Here is a 15,351-nt window from a genome sequence, read left to right as displayed (position 1 = left end):
GCATCGCTGGACGCGTTCCCCGCGGGGTATTTTCTTCCGGACGCTTGTGGTCGGACATAGCAGCAATATCAGGGCTTATTGTTTAGGCCTGCACCAGGTCGGTGACGAACGCTTCAATTTCCCGGGCCTGGAAAGGAAGACCCTGGATTTTGTTAAGCGGCACGAAGGGGCGCAGATGCACGTCGCGTAGCACGCGCACCAGTTGCCCATTATTTAGCTCCGGCACCACCAGATGGTGGTAGCGGTCGAAAATTTCGGGCAGGTCAGGGGGAAGCGGGTTCAGGTAGCGCAAGTGCACGCTTCCGACGCGCAGTCCGCGACGGCGCAGGTGTTCGACAGCCGCTTCAATGGCGCCGCGCGTCGAACCCCACCCGATAAGCAGCACATCCCCTTCTGGATCGCCAAAGATTTCTGTGGGGGGGATTTCGCGAGCAACGCGAGCTACCTTGGCGGCCCGCAGCTTTACCATGCGTTGATGATTGAGGGGATCGTAAGAGACATTGCCTGTTTCATCCTCTTTTTCAAGACCGCCGATGCGGTGTTCCAGCCCGGGCGTGCCCGGACGCGCCCATGACCGCGCCAGCGTCTCAGGGTCTCGCAGATAGGGCAGAAAGCGTGCGTCGCCGTTCTGGTGGAAGTTAGGCTCCGTAGCAAAGCGCACTTCAAAGGAGGGCAGCGAGGCCACGTCAGGCACGCGCCAGGGTTCCGCTCCGTTGGCCAGGTAGCCGTCGGCCAGCAGAATTACCGGGGTCATGTAGCGAACGGCGATGCGGCAGGCTTCGTAGGCGGCGTAGAAGCAATCGCCCGGTGAGCTGGCCGCCAGCACAGGTAGTGGAGCTTCGCCATGGCGACCGTAGAGGGCAAAAAGCAGATCGCTCTGCTCGGTCTTGGTTGGCAGGCCTGTGGAAGGACCCCCGCGTTGCAGGTCGATTACGACCAGCGGCAGCTCTGTCATTACTGCCAGGCCAAGCGTTTCTGCCTTGAGCGCCAGTCCCGGGCCACTGGTGGCCGTTACCCCTAAGGCTCCTCCGAAGCTAGCTCCCAGAGCGGCGCCCACAGCAGCAATCTCATCTTCGGCCTGGAAGGTCATTACCCCGAAGTTCTTGTGACGGCTCAGCTCATGCAGCAGGTCCGACGCAGGCGTGATCGGATAGGAGCCGTAAAACAATGGCAGGCCACTCTGGTGGCTGGCAGCGATCAGGCCCAGCGCCAACGCTTCGACGCCACGGATGGCCCGGTACAGACCGGGGGGCAGGCGCGCTGGCCGCACTTCGTAGCGGACGGCAAACAGCTCGTGCGTTTCGCCGTAGTGGTAGCCTTTGTGCAGCACTTTCAGGTTGGCATCCCGAATAGCCGGTCGGTTGGCAAACTTCTGGGCCAGCCATTGCTCGACCGGCCCCAGCGGGCGGGAGTAAAGCCAGAGCACCAGCCCCAGCGCAAACATGTTCTTGCAGCGGTCGATCTCCTTTTTATCCAACCCGCTGTCGGCCAGCGCTTCACGCGTCAGGCGCGTCAGTTCGATGGGAATCACCTGGTACCCTTCCAGCGAGCCATCTTCCAGCGGATTGGTCTCATACCGGGCCAGCTCCAGCCCACGTCGATCAAAGGCGTTTACGTTGATGAGCAGGGTCCCGCCCCGGCGCACGCGCGGCAGATGAACTTTCAGTGCCGCCGGGTTCATGGCCACCAGCATGTCAACAGCGTCTCCCGGCGTGCGTATGGGAACCGAACCAAAGTGGAGCTGATAGCCACTGACTCCGTACGTGGTACCGGCCGGTGCACGGATTTCGGCAGGGAAGTCGGGAAGCGTAGCCAGATCGTTACGGGCCAGGGCCGTAGCCCGGGCAAACTGCATCCCGGTTAGCTGCATGCCGTCTCCTGAGTCGCCGGCAAAGAGCACGGTCGCCTCAGGGAGGACCTCCACGGGTTTTTCAAAGACGGCCATAATCAGAGAAACGAGCGCGAATCAATGAGGTCTATCTTCTGAAGAACGTCCGATATTTCGCAAAAAGATGCAACGCAAAAAGATGCGGGGAGTTCAACGGCTAACCTTGCTTTACATGATTCAAATAGGGTGCGGGGGGAAGACATGGTTCCTTACGCAGCAACGACGCGGGGGGTAACGGTCACCGTACGGCCGGTCTATCTGGACGAACCATCCGATTTCTTTGAGAAGCGGTTCGTTTTTGCCTATTTCATCAGCATTGAGAACCATACAGACGAGCCCGTACAGCTTTTGCGGCGCTACTGGCGCATTGAAGAAGCGGGCGGCCTGGTGCGCGAAGTGGAAGGGGCAGGGGTAATCGGCCAGCAGCCTGTCATCAAGCCTGGCCACGCGCACATCTACAGCAGCTACTGCATTCTCTCGTCACTCAGTGGCACTATGGAGGGGCATTACCTGATGCGGTGGCCCGACGGACGCCGCTTCCGGGTTACGATCCCGCGCTTTGATCTGCGTGTGGCGGCCAACTGAGCCTCAGAACATTTCCACTTCGATTACCAGATCCGGCGTAACCAGCTCAATCGTGCGGTTTTCGTTCGTAAGCCGGTATTCCTGAATCTCCGGCGGCAACATTTCCTTTGGGGTATGCATCCGGAAGAGCGTATCGGCCACCACAAACCAGTCTTCCTGCGTCAGATGCACCTGCGCGCGACCGTTTTCGGCCACCATAGGCGCGTAGGCCAGCACACGCTTCAGGTGGTTGATCCCCTGTTTTTGATGAAGCGTCGGATCCATATTTCCAGAATGTCAAACCTTTCGTAGATTGCAACAGTCTGTCTGAAAAACGAGCGCCCGTTTGCTACGTTCCAACGCGCCATGCGACCGTATCACGAATTTCTGCGCCATATCCTGCAGCACGGTATTCGACGGGAAGACCGCACCGGCGTCGGCACGATCAGCGTGTTTGGCTACCAGATGCGGTTCGACCTGCAGGCGGGTTTTCCGCTGGTCACGACGAAAAAGATCCATCTCAAGAGCGTGGTGCACGAACTGCTGTGGTTTCTCCGAGGGGAGACAAACCTGGCGTATTTGCACGCGCACGGCGTGACAATCTGGGACGAGTGGGCAACGGAAGAGGGCGAACTGGGACCCATCTACGGCAAGCAGTGGCGTCGGTGGCGCGCACCGGATGGACGTGAGATTGATCAGATCGCCGAAGTCGTGCGCGCAATCCGAGAACGACCCTGGTCGCGGCGGCACGTGGTGAGCGCCTGGAACGTGGCAGATTTGCCTGACGAGCGATGCTCCCCCCAGGAAAACGTACGCCAGGGACGAATGGCCCTGGCACCCTGCCACGTACTCTTTCAATTTTACGTGGCAGAAGGGAAGCTTTCCTGCCTGGTTTTTCAGCGCTCAGCCGATGCGTTCCTGGGCGTACCCTTTAACATTGCTTCCTACAGCCTGCTCACCCACATGATAGCGCAGCAGACCGACCTGGAGGTAGGGGAGCTGATCTGGACAGGAGGCGACTGTCATATTTATCTGAATCATCTGGAGCAGGTAAATGAGCTGCTTTCTCGCGAGCCCTATCCGTTGCCTCAGTTAGTAATCCGGCGAAAGCCTCCGTCGATCTTCGACTATCGCATGGAAGACTTCGAATTTGTGAACTACCGGTATCATCCGCCGATCAAGGCGCCGATTGCTGTGTGATGCGGCCAGAAACGGTCCGGTTAAAACAATGCCGGCAGCGTCTTTCGCAGCGGTCCTCTGGGAAGGAAACGTCAGGTGGCACGAGGCGGGTCGGGCCTGGAGGACGAACATGAAAGTACCTCGGCATGCGTAACCATTCCCCACACCAGGCCTTTGAAGAGGCAGGGTCTCTGGCTCCCCTATTTCAGCAGAAGAACGCATAAGAACAGGACCAATGCATCGGTCGGATAAAGCGACAGCACTCAGACGACCAGAAATTGTGCTCATTGCCGCCCTGGCCGAAAAGAATCGGGTCATTGGACGAGAGGGGCGGCTGCCCTGGCATCTGCCGGAAGACCTGCGGCGCTTCAAGCAACTGACCATGGGGCATCCACTGCTCATGGGACGGAAGACCTTTGAGTCGCTGCTGGAACAGTTCGGGGGACCGCTGCCTGGCCGGCGCCATCTGGTGCTTTCCCGAACCCGTACCTATCCGGATCTGGCAGGTGTAGAGGTCTATCCCAGCGTGGAGGCAGCGCTGGCTGCGGCCGGTGCAGTGCCCCGTCTGTTCATCGCTGGTGGGGCCAACGTATATGCCCAGTTTCTGCCGCGTGCAGACCGACTGGAGCTGACGCTGGTGGAAGGAGACTACGAGGGCGACACTTTCTTTCCTCCCTATGAATCGCTCATCGGTCCTATCTTCGAAGAAGTGGCCGTTGAGCAGCATCCAGGCTTTCGGTTTGTGACCTATCGGCGTCGGCCCGACGTGCCGGTACCGTAACGAATTGGCCATTTTTCGCCGGGATCCCTCAGGTCGCGGCACCGCAGCAAATCTCAAACGCAGCCGCTGCGTTATCATTAGAACAGGTATCAGTGTATCGAACGTAGCGGCTATGGCGGTGGAAGGGCTACCAGACCTGGGAACGCATTTTCATGAACCGGTCTCCTGGCACGTCTGGAATGCAAAGTACCGCTACCGCGAAGGAGCCGTCGTGCGGGATCAAACCATTGAAGATACCTGGCGCCGGGTAGCCCGGGCCCTGGCTGCGGCTGAACCCGAACGAGAACGCTGGGCGCAGCGCTTCTATCAGGTGCTCTATGGCTTCAAGTTGTTGCCGGGCGGACGTATTCTGGCGGGCGCCGGCACCCGCCACCGCGTGACGCTTTTCAACTGCTTTGTTATGGGGCTTATTGAAGACTCGCTCGACGGCATCTTCGATAGCCTGAAAGAAGGCGCCCTGACCATGCAACAGGGCGGAGGAGTTGGCTACGACTTCTCAACGTTGCGGCCAGCCGGAACGCGCGCGCGCACCACGGGCACTATTGCCTCGGGTCCCGTTTCGTTCATGCATATCTGGGACGCTATGTGCGCCACGCTACTATCGACAGGGGCCCGCCGGGGCGCTATGATGGCGACGCTGCGATGCGATCATCCCGACATCGAGACGTTTATCACTGCAAAACACCAGCCGGGCGCGCTCACGCACTTTAATCTGTCGGTGCAGGTCTTCGATGCCTTCATGGAAGCCGTGCAGCGCGACGCCGACTGGCCGCTGGTTTTTCCGGCTGCTACGCTGGAAGACGAAGGCATGGGAGACCGACCGATCCTTTACCGACGCTGGACCGGCGCCGCCCGGCCCGTTCCCTGCCGCGTGCTCCGCCTTGTGAAGGCACGGGCGCTCTGGGAGCAGATGCTGCGCGCCACGTACGACTACGCTGAGCCTGGCGTGCTTTTTATCGATACGATCAATCGGATGAACAATCTTGCCTATCGCGAACATATTACCGCCACGAATCCCTGCGGCGAGCAGCCGTTGCCCCCCTATGGCGCTTGCGATCTGGGTTCGATCAACCTGACGCGCTTTGTGCGGGCGCCGTTTACACCGGAAGCCGATCTTGACTGGGAAGGGATCCGGGAGACTGTCGCTGTGGCCGTGCGCCTGCTCGACAACGTGATTGATGTGTCGGGTTTTCCGCTGCCGGCGCAGGCCGAGCAGGCCCGGGGCACGCGACGTATCGGCCTGGGCATCACAGGACTGGCCGACACGCTGATCATGCTGGGCCTGCACTACGCCTCGGACGAAGCCCGGCGGCTGGCTGCCCGCATTATGCGGACGATCTGCTACACGGCCTATCGCACTTCCATTGCCCTGGCTCGCGAAAAGGGGCCGTTTCCCTTTTTTGAGCGGGCGCGCTATCTGGAAAGTCCCTTCATCCAGTCGCTGCCGGAAGACATTCGCAAAGGCATTGCTACCTACGGCATTCGAAACAGCCATCTACTTTCCATTGCGCCCACGGGCACGATCAGTTTGCTGGCCAATAATGTGTCCAGTGGCATTGAACCCGTTTTCGCCTATCGCTACACGCGCTACATTCTGGATATGAATGGCCGCCGACAGGCGTACACCCTGACCGACTACGCACTGCGGCTATGGCAACGACTGCACGGCAACAGCGAGATGCTGCCTGAAGCGTTTGTCGACGCGCAGCATCTGGACCCGTACGATCATCTAAAAATGCAGGCTGCCCTGCAGCCGTATGTGGACGGAGCCATTTCAAAAACCGTGAATGTGCCGGCCGACACGCCGTTTCAGGCGTTTCGTCAGCTCTACGACTGGGCCTATGCGCATGGCCTGAAAGGGTGCACGACCTACCGGCCCAGTCCGGTGCGCGGTGCTGTACTGGAGGCCATCAATGCCGGCGTGGCTGAAAGCACACACTGCTGCAGCATTGAGCGAGAAGCTGACTGACCCAACAAAAAACCCGGGTCCGTTATGGACCCGGGCCTGGAGGACAGAGCCACCGGCGCCGGCGCTTAGGCCGTACCGGCCGGCTCGGCCTCGACCTGGGCGATCTTCTCGAAGATCAACCCCGATCTGTCCGGCGCCACGTCAATCCGAATCGTGTCACCGTCGGAGAAGAACCCGGACAGGATTTCTTCCGCCAGCTTGTTTGTAATTTCGCGCTGGATGACCCGCTTGAGCGGCCGCGCACCGAAGACAGGATCAAAGCCGCGCTCGGCCAACCAGTCTTTCGCCGCGTCGGTCAGTTCCAGCTTGAGCTTATGACTGCGAGCTGCCAGTTGCTGGATACGGGCAAACTGGATCTCGACAATCTTCCGGATCTCTTCGTGGCCCAGCGGCCGGAAGACGATAATTTCATCGATCCGGTTGAGGAATTCGGGCCGCAGCCGCTGCCGCAACAACTGGAGAATCTCTTCGCGCATCCGCTCATAGACCTCCGGAGGCACCTCGCCGCCGTGCGCGTCGATGCGTTCACGGATAAGCTCAGAGCCCAGGTTACTGGTCATGATGATGATAGTATTGCGGAAGTCGGCCGTCCGGCCCTTGTTATCGGTGAGCCGGCCGTCGTCCAGCACCTGGAGCAGGATGTTGAAGACTTCCGGATGCGCCTTTTCAATCTCGTCGAGCAGAACCACCGAGTAAGGACGCCGCCGCACGGCTTCGGTGAGCTGGCCCCCTTCTTCATAGCCAACGTAACCGGGCGGCGCGCCAATGAGGCGGCTGACCGAGTGGCGCTCCTGATACTCACTCATGTCAATCCGAATCATGGCGTTCTCGTCATTAAAGAGGGCCTCGGCCAGTGCCTTGGCCAGCTCGGTCTTCCCGACGCCCGTTGATCCGAGGAAAATGAAGGAGCCAATGGGCCGATTGGGCTCCTGAAGTCCAGCGCGGCCGCGCCGCACAGCGTTGGCCACAGCCGAGATGGCTTCAGGCTGCCCGACGACGCGTTTGGACAACTCCTCCTCCAGCCGCAACAGCTTTTCGCGCTCGCTTTCCAGCAGCTTGGCAACGGGAATGCCCGTCCAGCGCGCAACAATTTCGGCAATGTCTTCGGCCGTAACTTCTTCCTTCAGCAGGGCTCCATCCTTCTGGACCTCATCCAGCTTTTGCTGAGCTTCTTTGAGCTGTTTTTCCAGCTCTGGAATGCGGCCGTAGCGGATTTCTGCCACGCGGCCGTATTCTCCCTGCCGTTCCAGTTGTTCGGATTCGATCCGAAGCTGCTCAATTTCCTCCTTGATTTGCCGGATGCGCTGGATCAACTCTTTTTCTTGCTGCCAGCGCGCCCGGAGCGCCCGCCGCTGCTCCTCAAGGTTCGCAAGCTGCTCGTTGATGGCTTTCAGCTTTTCCTGGTCGTTGTCGCGTTTGACCGCCTCCCGTTCGATCTCGAGCTGGCGGATCTGGCGCTCCAACTGGTCCAGCTCTTCCGGCATTGAATCAATTTCAATCCGCAGGCGCGCGGCCGCCTCGTCGATCAGGTCGATGGCCTTGTCCGGCAGATGCCGATCGGTGATGTAGCGGTGGGAGAGTTCGGCTGCTGCAATCAACGCGCTGTCGGTGATGCGCACGCCATGATGCACCTCGTAGCGGTCTTTGATGCCCCGCAAGATGGAGATGGTATCCTCTACCGAGGGCTCTTCGACGAGCACAGGCTGGAAGCGCCGTTCCAGGGCCTTATCCTTTTCAATGTACTTCCGGTATTCGTCGAGCGTCGTGGCCCCGATTACGCGAATTTCACCGCGCGCCAGGGCTGGTTTCAGAATGTTGGCTGCGTCCACAGCTCCTTCTGCTGCTCCGGCGCCTACCACGGTGTGCAGCTCGTCGATGAAGAGAATGACCTGCCCTTCCGAGGCAGCCGCTTCGCGAACGACCGCTTTCAGCCGCTCCTCAAATTCTCCTCGGTACTTGGCACCCGCCAGCAGGGCGCCCATGTCGAGCGCTACAATGCGCCGATCTTTCAAGCTTTCGGGCACGTCACCCTGCACAATGCGCAAGGCCAGTCCTTCGACAATCGCCGTTTTACCCACACCGGCCTCTCCTACCAGGACCGGGTTGTTCTTCATCCGACGCGAAAGGATCTGCAGCACCCGCCGGATTTCCTCGTCGCGGCCGATAACAGGGTCCAGCTTACCCTTGCGGGCCAGCTCTGTCAAATCACGGCCATAGCGCTGCAGGGCTTCGTACCGCTCTTCGGCATGCGGATCGGTAACGCGCTGCGCTCCCCGCACATCCTTGAGCACGTTCAGGATCTTTTCCTTGGTGACGCCCTGTTCTCGGAGTGCTTGCCCCACATCTGTCTGGCTTTCGGCCAGCGCAATCAGCAGATGCTCACTGGAGACGTATTCGTCCTTGAGCAGCTCGGCCTCGGCCAGCGCCCGGTCGAAGACTTTCTTCAATTCATTGCCTACGTACTGCCCGGATACCGAGGCGCCGTGCACGACCGGCAGTTTTGCCAGCGCCTGGTCGGTCTTCGTGTGCAGCAACTCGAGACTGGCGCCAAGCCGTTTCAAAATGGAAACCGCTGTACCCTGGGGCTCGCTTAGCAGAGCCTTGAGCAGGTGCGGCGGTTCAATTGCCTGGTGGTTTTTCTGCGCGGCAATTTCCAGCGCGCGTTGCACCGCCTCCTGCGCCTTAACGGTAAATTTCTGCAGATTCATTGTTTTTCTCGGGTTAATTGGTTTGCGCTCCCTGACACGTTGCCAGTAAACAGGTGCACGCTGACCGGGCACGAAAAGCGTACCGGTTGAAGGACAGGTGACAGGATGGCAGCCTGCCGGTCAGGAAGTCGACAGACGGACACGAAGCAGGCGGGCCGAATTGCCCAGGATACCCAGATCGGGCAACGATTGCGCCGCAGCGGCCAGAACAGGCGGTAGATAGCCCAGCGCGGCCAGTGCGAGGCCGATCAGGTTATAGAGGGCTGTAAAACCGAGATTAAGGGCAATGACGCGGCGCGTGCGGCGGGCCAGACGAAACAGAGCGGGAAGTTGCCGCCAGTCGTCTCGCAGAAGGACGATGGCGGCCGTGTCGAGCGCCACATCGGTTCCTGAACCCATCGCAATGCCAACGTCGGCCTGCATCAGCGCTGGGGCATCGTTGATGCCATCACCGATCATCACAACCGTATGGCCCCGGGCCTGGTATGCCTGCACGATCTGGATTTTGTCGGCAGGCAACAGACCGGCCCGATAGGTCAGGCCCAGCCGGCGAGCCAGTGGTTCGGCAGTACGGGGATGATCTCCGGTGAGGAGTTCCAGATGGCGAATGCCCAGCCGACGCAGCGCCTCCAGCGCCTCGCGGAGGCCCGGGCGTTCGGTATCGGCCGCAGCCAGCAAAGCGGCCGGCTGCCCGTCAATCTCCAGCAGCATGAGCGTCTTACCCGCTGCAGCCAGCGCGTCTGCTTTCGGAAAGGTCTGGCCTGCGGGTAGGCGGCCTAACCGCACGAAGTGTCCGTTGACCCGGGCTTCAATTCCTATGCCGGGCAACGGTCGGGTGTTTTCCGGGCGACGTATCGGGAGACCACGCTGCCGGGCTGCTTCGCGAATGGCTTCGGCTAACGGATGCTCTGAGGCATATTCCGCTGAGGCAGCCAGGGCCAGCAGGGCGTCGGGCGAGCGATCCTGCAATGGAATCACATCGGTCAGTTGCGGGCGTCCCAGCGTGAGCGTACCGGTTTTATCGAGCAGCACGACGTCGGTCCGAGCCAGTGCTTCCAGGTAGCGACCGCCTTTGATAACAATGCCCTGACGAGCGGCAGCTCCAATAGCGGCAAGCACCGCAACAGGAGTCGCCAGCGCAAACGCGCAGCTACAGGCCACTACGAGCACGGCTACGGTAGCCATCAGGTCGCCTCGCACCAGATAGGTGAGCAGAGCCACGCCCCCTACTACCGGCAGGTAGTAGGCGGAAAAGCGGTCGGCCAGCCGCTCGGTAGCGCTCCGGTTCGCCTCGGCCGTTTCAACCAGATGCAGGATGCGGCCAAATGTAGTGGCAGTGCCAGTGCGCGTTGCTTTCAGACGCAAGTAGCCCTGACGGACGAGCGAGGTGGCCAGCACGACACTTCCCGGACCTACCTCGGCGGGCATGGATTCGCCAGTGAGGGCCGACGTGTCGAGCGTAGCAGTGCCTTCCAGCACTTCCCCGTCTACCGGCACGCGCTCCCCTGGCCGAACCAGCACTACCTCACCAGGCTGCACCGACTCAGCAGCTACCTCGATCAGCGCTCCATCACGCTCTACGCGAGCCTGCCGGGGCATCAGCCGACTCAACCCTCGCAGCGCGCTCCGCGCCTGCTCCGTCGTGAAGCGTTCGACATACTCCCCGATACGCATGAAAAAAACCACCACTACCGCAGTTGGCCAGGCCCCAGCCAGCAGCGCAGCCAACGCCCCAATGCTCATAAGCGTGTGGGCCAGAATGCGTCCCTGAAGCAGCGCCTGCGCTACCTGGCGAAAGATGGGATAGCCCAGCAGCCCGACCAGTCCGATGCCCACCGGCAGGGGCACGTGTGCCGTAAGCTGCTCGAAAAGCCCCAACCACTCGCCCAGCACCACAACCGTCAACACCGCCCCGAACACAAAGGCCAGCAGCGTAACGATACGCCGCGTGGGAGATGCGCTCGGCAGGGGCGTAGCGGGAGGCGAGACGCGATAGCCGGCTGACTCGACAGCCCGGCACAACGCCTCCAGTGCAGGCGGCCGAACGGGATCTACTTCCACGACCGCTTTCTGGGCAGCCAGCAACACCTCAACGCGGCAGACGCCGGGCACCCGCTCCAGGGCCTGTGCCACATGGCGGGCGCAATCGGCGCAATCCATGCCCTCGACAGGCAACTCGATGGTCTTCATGGGGCGTCGTAGCGCGTGCAATGGTAAATGCCCGCCGCAATGTCGGCCAGCACCTGCTCGGCCAACTGGAGCAATTCGGCAATGCGAGGATCGCTGAGCTGGTAAATGGTAAAACGACCCTGCCGGCTGCGATGCACCAGGCCACAGTCCAGCAGGCAGCGCAGGTGGTTAGAAACGTTGGGCTGGCTCAGGCCAGTTGCCTGCACCAGCGCCGTAACTGTCTGGGGACCCGCGCGCAGCGCCTCTAAAAGGCTTAGCCGGGCCGGATCGGCCAACCCGCGAAAAAGCTTTGCCTTGAGGGCTAGACGATCTGGTATTGCAGACATTGAATATAATTATTAATTTTAATATCATAATATTCTGATGTTAGAATATAAGAATTCTCCCTCTGCAGGATCAAGAGCCAGAAACCGACAAGAGGGACGTGCCTCAATAGTTCGGAGAGGTGTGTAATCCGAAGGGATTGCCTTCGCGTGTTGCTTCGAGGAGAGAAGGAGCACGCTGTCTGAAGCGCACGCGTCTTGGCTGCGTAGCAATCTGAACGGAAGCATGCGCTATGGATTCGCCGGTTCGTCTGGGATTGCGGGCCAACTGGGTGCAGTTTAGCCTGCTGGTCGTCGTCAACGCTTTTGTAGGGGCTATGGTAGGGATGGAGCGGGCGATTCTTCCCCTGTTGGCCGAGCAGGAGTTCGGGTTGGCGTCGCGGGTGGCGACGCTTTCCTTTGTGGCAAGTTTTGGGTTGACCAAGGCGCTGGCCAACCTTCTGGCAGGTCGACTGGGCGATCAGATCGGACGGCGGCGGGTGCTGCTGGCCGGTTGGCTGGTAGGTCTGCCAGTGCCCTGGCTGCTCATGTGGGCCCCCTCATGGGACTGGGTGGTCGTGGCCAATGTGTTGCTCGGGCTGAATCAGGGGTTGGCCTGGTCGATGACAGTCATTATGAAGATTGACCTGGTGGGGCCCCGGCAGCGCGGCCTGGCGATGGGGCTAAACGAGGCGGCCGGCTACCTGGCCGTATCATTGGCCGCGCTGGCGACCGGTTATGTAGCGGCCGCTTATGCGCTGCGACCGCAGCCGTTTTATCTGGGGGTAGGGTTTTCGCTGGCCGGTCTCGGACTTTCGTTGCTGTTTGTGCGGGAGACGCGGCACCACGCTGCGCTCGAAGCGCAGCAGCACGCTGATTCTCAGGAGCCGACTCCGTCGTTTCGCGAGGTATTTCTGCGCACTTCCTGGCGCGACCGGCGGCTGTTTGCTGTGTGCCAGGCCGGTCTGGTGAATAACTTGAACGATGGCATGGCCTGGGGGCTGTTTCCGCTTTTTTTCGCGGCGCTGGGCTATAGCCTGACGCAGATTGGCTGGCTGGCCGCGCTCTATCCGGCCGTCTGGGGGCTGGGGCAACTAATCACAGGAGCTCTCTCCGACCGCCTAGGTCGGCGACCGTTGATCGTCGGGGGAATGGTGCTGCAGGGCGTAAGCATTGGGGGCATGCTGCTTTCTCCTGCGTTTGCCGGGCAGGCTGCGGCCATGGTAGGCCTGGGCGTAGGCACAGCCATGGTGTACCCGACGCTTTTAGCCGTCATCGGCGATGTAGCGCATCCCGCCTGGCGCTCTACTTCCGTAGGGGTTTATCGGCTCTGGCGTGATGGGGGGTATGTGATCGGTGCGTTGCTGGCTGGCGTGCTGGCTGACGTGCTGAGCATTTCCTGGGCGATTGGTACCATCGCGGGGCTAACGCTGCTTTCCGGGGGGATTGCTGCCGCTACGCTTGAGGAGACCCGACCACCTGACGAATGCGCTTCCGCTTCCGGCGTCCCCGAAGCGTCGGCGAGGTAACAGCCCAGAGCACAAAGCCGCTGAGCACCGTAAGCAATCCAAACAGGGAAAAGCCCTGAAGAAGCAGGTGATTGAAATTGTCCCGATCCCGGTAGTCCATGATGTGGAACATCCAGAAAAAGTCGAACCAGCGCCAGGTATCATTGCGACGAGCCGTAATCTGGCCATTTTCGGCGGCCACGTAGATGCGCGTTCCCGTAGGATGGTCAAAAACCACCCGATAGACAGGCAGCGGGCTGTTTCGAAATTCAGAACCACGCGGAGCTTCGGTCAGGTATTCGACGGCGGCAACAGGGGCTTCCGGCGTGAAGTCGGCCTGAGCGATAGCTATAGCTTCAGCTTCTGTGATAGGGGGGCGCAGTTGGCCAGTGCGGGCGTCGGCCAGCGCGAAACGCAGGGTTTCGTTTGTGCGCAGCGTAATCTCATAGACCGGCCGGTCCAGGAGCGGACGCAGGGTAATCTGAAGCACCTCAGCGCCTGGAAATCGCTGCTCAACAGCCTGGAGCACCCGGGCTGGTGAGGCCAGCAGGGTGTCGTCGAGGGAAAGCGTGGGTGGCGGAGCCATCAGATGCTCTCCACGCACCTTTTCAATGGGGTTCAGACTGAAAAACAGGCCGCTGACGGTCCAGAGCAAAAGCTGGATGCCGATAATGAGCCCCAGGTAGCGGTGGATTTTGCGGATGGTGCGAACGGGTACGCGCATCGTAATTACGGCCAGGTTAGTTGTAGGCGAAAGAAGCCTCCGTCAAAACGGGCAGGTCTGTCGCGCCACTGACTGGGAATGCCCCAGCCGCTGTACAGGTCACCGTCCTGATCAAAGGAGACGCCGACGGTCAGTTCCAGCGTGGGGCGCTGATAGCCCAGCAGTAGGGTAACCCGCCGGTTGAACGGGACTACTTGGTCGGGAAAGTTACGACGAAACGAAAGATTAATGGTACCGGCCTGTCGAGGACCTCGTACGTTACGGTCTTCGAGGTTGAGCTCCAGCGCCGCCCAGAAGCCTCCTGGCGACAGGTAGGTCAGACGCGTTTTGCCGGTCAGGCGGCGCTCGCGAAAGTCATAGGGAACCACAAAGGCTTCCGGTAAGGCGGGACCCTGCATTCGATCGCCATTGATGGCGCGAATCCACTCGGTTTGCACGGCCAGGCGGCGCCAGCGCAGCGCACCGTGCAGGCCTAAAGCGCTGGAGAATTCCCGGCTTTGAAAGTGGGCGGGATAGGGTACCCAGCAGCGGCTCAGTCCGCGGGCGGCTTCCCAGCAGCCGGTGCTGTCGGCGGACGGGGTGCGGTTGACCGAAGCGTAGCGGCCGCGATAGGTAACGCCCAGGGTAAAGAAGGGATGAGCGTATTCAAGCAGCAATCCCAGATATCCAACTGACTCTTGGTTTTCAAAGGCGCGCAACTGTTCGGTTACATAGCCAGCGCGACCTGGAGTGCGGGCGACCGTCTGGTCAACGCGAGCCCGGGCGCGGGTTTGCAGGCCGGCGGCCAGTTCGGCTCGGAGCGGCGAAGCGACCGGGGTGGTCGCTGTGATCGAAAGTAAATAAGGACGGTGCTGGTAGCGCTGGCGGGTTTCAAAGCTGCGATTGCTCCGGGCTATCAATCGGTAAACAAAATTGCTGGCCCAGTCCAGCAGGCCCAGTTCCAGGCGCACGCCACCGCGGGCAAGCGAACGCCACTGATAATGCAGGGAAAAATCCAGGTCGGCTTTGTCCATCCCCAGGGTATGACGCAGGCCAATCTGGTGCTGGGCGGCCAGTTGATAGGTATAGCCTATTTCGACAAAGAAGCGCCGAGCCCGAAGGTTTTCTTCCTGAAGGCCCCATAGCTGAAAGCGACTGCGGCGATTCAGGGCAACGGTGTGCTTGAACTGACTCTCAGTTACAAAGACCCCGTAGTCGATGCTGCCGGTATAGACCCGGTACCCTCCGGGACGCTGCACCCAGCGGGCGTCATCAAATAGCGAGAAGCGATAGGTAAGCAGGTCCAGCTCGTACTCGTAGTCCATTTTGCGGGTGAACGTGCGGAAAAGGCCGCCCTCGTAGTAGCGGCCGCCGTAGCCATGCGTGCGATCCAGCACCAGGCGGCGCATATGGGCTGCCCATTCTAAGAGGGTGCCCCGTGGAGGCGACGGCTGGGCCGCCGCCCCCACGGCTGCGCTCCAGAAAACAAGGCACCACACAACGCTCGGCCACCGGTAGCGACGCATGATGGGCCCTTTTGGATGGTGTGCGGCAAATTA

General features: G+C 60.6%; 12 protein-coding genes. 5 read left to right on the top strand and 7 right to left on the bottom strand.

Translation table 11 applies throughout. From position 1 onward, the window contains the following. Positions 1-82: 82 nt before the first annotated feature. Positions 83-1,945, bottom strand: a complete 1,863-nt coding sequence (locus BUA15_RS10430; RefSeq protein ID WP_072715940.1) for a 2-oxoacid:acceptor oxidoreductase subunit alpha — start codon at positions 1,943-1,945, stop codon at positions 83-85. Between the two features lie 144 nt (positions 1,946-2,089). Between BUA15_RS10430 and apaG the strand changes: the two genes are divergently transcribed. Beyond that, entirely contained in the window at positions 2,090-2,473 is a 384-nt protein-coding gene (apaG, locus tag BUA15_RS10425) for a Co2+/Mg2+ efflux protein ApaG (protein WP_072715939.1), read from the top strand. A 3-nt stretch (positions 2,474-2,476) separates the two neighbouring features. Here the strand turns inward: apaG and BUA15_RS10420 are convergent, their stop codons facing one another. After that, positions 2,477-2,737 carry a hypothetical protein gene (locus tag BUA15_RS10420; protein WP_072715938.1) on the bottom strand — a complete coding sequence of 87 codons (261 nt, stop codon included), beginning with the start codon at positions 2,735-2,737 and terminating at the stop codon, positions 2,477-2,479. 81 nt (positions 2,738-2,818) lie between these two features. Here BUA15_RS10420 and BUA15_RS10415 point away from each other — a divergent pair, with 81 nt between their 5' ends. The 3 genes from BUA15_RS10415 (at position 2,819) to BUA15_RS10405 (ending at position 6,381) form a co-directional block, all read left to right on the top strand. Continuing rightward, complete coding sequence (locus tag BUA15_RS10415; protein ID WP_072715937.1) at positions 2,819-3,652, top strand: thymidylate synthase; 834 nt, start codon at positions 2,819-2,821, stop codon at positions 3,650-3,652. Positions 3,653-3,866: 214 nt separating this feature from the next. Beyond that, the gene (locus tag BUA15_RS10410; RefSeq protein ID WP_072715936.1) at positions 3,867-4,412 is read left to right on the top strand and encodes a dihydrofolate reductase; all 546 of its coding nucleotides are present in this window, start codon (positions 3,867-3,869) and stop codon (positions 4,410-4,412) included. A gap of 112 nt (positions 4,413-4,524) precedes the next feature. Then, positions 4,525-6,381: an adenosylcobalamin-dependent ribonucleoside-diphosphate reductase gene (locus BUA15_RS10405; protein WP_072715935.1), complete on the top strand. Its 1,857-nt coding sequence runs from the start codon at positions 4,525-4,527 to the stop codon at positions 6,379-6,381. A gap of 65 nt (positions 6,382-6,446) precedes the next feature. Here BUA15_RS10405 and clpB read toward each other — a convergent pair whose 3' ends face one another. The 3 genes from clpB to BUA15_RS10390 all read right to left on the bottom strand — a co-directional run bounded on the left by clpB (position 6,447) and on the right by BUA15_RS10390 (position 11,605). Beyond that, positions 6,447-9,089, bottom strand: a complete 2,643-nt coding sequence (gene clpB / locus BUA15_RS10400; protein WP_072715934.1) for an ATP-dependent chaperone ClpB — start codon at positions 9,087-9,089, stop codon at positions 6,447-6,449. Positions 9,090-9,209: 120 nt separating this feature from the next. Beyond that, complete coding sequence (locus BUA15_RS10395; protein WP_072715933.1) at positions 9,210-11,279, bottom strand: heavy metal translocating P-type ATPase; 2,070 nt, start codon at positions 11,277-11,279, stop codon at positions 9,210-9,212. Further along, positions 11,276-11,605: an ArsR/SmtB family transcription factor gene (locus BUA15_RS10390; RefSeq protein WP_072715932.1), complete on the bottom strand. Its 330-nt coding sequence runs from the start codon at positions 11,603-11,605 to the stop codon at positions 11,276-11,278. Before BUA15_RS10390 ends, BUA15_RS10395 begins: the two co-directional genes overlap by 4 nt. Before the next feature lie 230 nt (positions 11,606-11,835). Here BUA15_RS10390 and BUA15_RS10385 point away from each other — a divergent pair, with 230 nt between their 5' ends. Beyond that, positions 11,836-13,110 carry an MFS transporter gene (locus BUA15_RS10385; protein ID WP_072715931.1) on the top strand — a complete coding sequence of 425 codons (1,275 nt, stop codon included), beginning with the start codon at positions 11,836-11,838 and terminating at the stop codon, positions 13,108-13,110. On the opposite strand, the gene BUA15_RS10380 is transcribed toward BUA15_RS10385, so the two are convergent. Further along, complete coding sequence (locus BUA15_RS10380; RefSeq protein ID WP_072715930.1) at positions 13,037-13,813, bottom strand: PepSY domain-containing protein; 777 nt, start codon at positions 13,811-13,813, stop codon at positions 13,037-13,039. The genes BUA15_RS10385 and BUA15_RS10380 overlap by 74 nt on opposite strands. A gap of 5 nt (positions 13,814-13,818) precedes the next feature. Beyond that, the gene (locus BUA15_RS10375; protein ID WP_072715929.1) at positions 13,819-15,318 is read right to left on the bottom strand and encodes a hypothetical protein; all 1,500 of its coding nucleotides are present in this window, start codon (positions 15,316-15,318) and stop codon (positions 13,819-13,821) included. Positions 15,319-15,351 lie beyond the last annotated feature (33 nt).

Source organism: Rhodothermus profundi, assembly GCF_900142415.1.
Lineage (GTDB): Bacteria > Bacteroidota > Rhodothermia > Rhodothermales > Rhodothermaceae > Rhodothermus > Rhodothermus profundi.
This window is presented reverse-complemented; position numbering and strand designations above follow the sequence as displayed.

What these genes read in the sequence shown, in the direction of transcription:
- BUA15_RS10430 (WP_072715940.1), bottom strand. Translation starts at nt 1,945, where the DNA reads ATGGCCGTCTTTGAAAAACCCGTGGAGGTCCTCCCTGAGGCGACCGTG.
- apaG (WP_072715939.1), top strand. Translation starts at nt 2,090, where the DNA reads ATGGTTCCTTACGCAGCAACGACGCGGGGGGTAACGGTCACCGTACGG.
- BUA15_RS10420 (WP_072715938.1), bottom strand. Translation starts at nt 2,737, where the DNA reads ATGGATCCGACGCTTCATCAAAAACAGGGGATCAACCACCTGAAGCGT.
- BUA15_RS10415 (WP_072715937.1), top strand. Translation starts at nt 2,819, where the DNA reads ATGCGACCGTATCACGAATTTCTGCGCCATATCCTGCAGCACGGTATT.
- BUA15_RS10410 (WP_072715936.1), top strand. Translation starts at nt 3,867, where the DNA reads ATGCATCGGTCGGATAAAGCGACAGCACTCAGACGACCAGAAATTGTG.
- BUA15_RS10405 (WP_072715935.1), top strand. Translation starts at nt 4,525, where the DNA reads ATGGCGGTGGAAGGGCTACCAGACCTGGGAACGCATTTTCATGAACCG.
- clpB (WP_072715934.1), bottom strand. Translation starts at nt 9,089, where the DNA reads ATGAATCTGCAGAAATTTACCGTTAAGGCGCAGGAGGCGGTGCAACGC.
- BUA15_RS10395 (WP_072715933.1), bottom strand. Translation starts at nt 11,279, where the DNA reads ATGAAGACCATCGAGTTGCCTGTCGAGGGCATGGATTGCGCCGATTGC.
- BUA15_RS10390 (WP_072715932.1), bottom strand. Translation starts at nt 11,605, where the DNA reads ATGTCTGCAATACCAGATCGTCTAGCCCTCAAGGCAAAGCTTTTTCGC.
- BUA15_RS10385 (WP_072715931.1), top strand. Translation starts at nt 11,836, where the DNA reads ATGGATTCGCCGGTTCGTCTGGGATTGCGGGCCAACTGGGTGCAGTTT.
- BUA15_RS10380 (WP_072715930.1), bottom strand. Translation starts at nt 13,813, where the DNA reads ATGCGCGTACCCGTTCGCACCATCCGCAAAATCCACCGCTACCTGGGG.
- BUA15_RS10375 (WP_072715929.1), bottom strand. Translation starts at nt 15,318, where the DNA reads ATGCGTCGCTACCGGTGGCCGAGCGTTGTGTGGTGCCTTGTTTTCTGG.